Here is a 960-nt window from a genome sequence, read left to right as displayed (position 1 = left end):
CGTTCATTTCAGGAATGGAAGGCATAGACGTAGCGTGAATGGATTGCATCGCCACTGCACTTGCACCTGGGTCATTCTTGATAACAGGATCGTCTACCAATTTTGTCACTGCCGGAACCTCTCCAGTTAATTCAAAACGGCGCTTCGCATTGTCATAGTTATTGACGAACGTAATAAACTCTTGCGCTAATGGTTTGTTTTTCGAGAAAGTGGAAATGCTGTAACTCTTCACGCCCATAAATGACCCCATTTGCTCACCAGATGGCAATTTTGGAAGTGGGGCTACACCATAGTTGATCCCTGCTTCTTTGTAAGGCTGGAGCGCCCAAGGACCAGTTTGAACAATCGCTGCTTTGCCCGACGTGAATAGTGAATCGATAGCATTAAGCCCGTTATTACCAATGATGCCTGTAGGGAATACTTTAGAGTCATAGAACTTCTGAATGAATTTCGCGCCTTCTACTGCCCCTGGAGTATTCAATAATATTTTATTAGGATCATACGAACCGTCGTCTTTTTTAGCGAAAACATCACCACCCATACCGTTTAAAATTCCGTAGGTGTAATAAAGCTCATCCCATTTTGCTAGCAAACCGTATTTATTTTCTTCGCGAAACTTCTTAGACAGCTCAAATATTTCGTCCATCGTTTCTGGTAGCTCAGCAATAAGATCTTTGTTGTAAACCATAAATACGGTTTCAACGGATTTTGGCAAGCCGTATAGCACGCCATTGTAAGTCAATGCGTTAATAGAAGATTGACTAAATGTATCGGTAACGGCTTTATCGACCTGAACTGGAGCAAGTAAACCTTGGATAACCGCCCCACCAATCTGATCATGTGGGATCAGCACGACGTCAGGACCAGTGCCTGCAGGACCATCCATACGCAAAGATTCGACCTGACCGCCATATGGCATTTCAAGCACATTCACTTTCACATCATGTTGTTTTTCAAACG

1 protein-coding gene is annotated in these 960 nt (G+C 43.4%); it reads right to left on the bottom strand.

Going from position 1 to position 960, the window contains the following annotated elements; all coding sequences use genetic code 11:
* Positions 1-960: extracellular solute-binding protein (locus R7040_RS25060; RefSeq protein WP_318097366.1), on the bottom strand; the 960-nt coding region annotated here is incomplete at both ends.

Source organism: Vibrio sp. 1069 (genome assembly GCF_033340555.1).
Note: the sequence above shows the minus strand (reverse complement) of the source record. Positions and strands in the feature narration are given on the sequence as shown.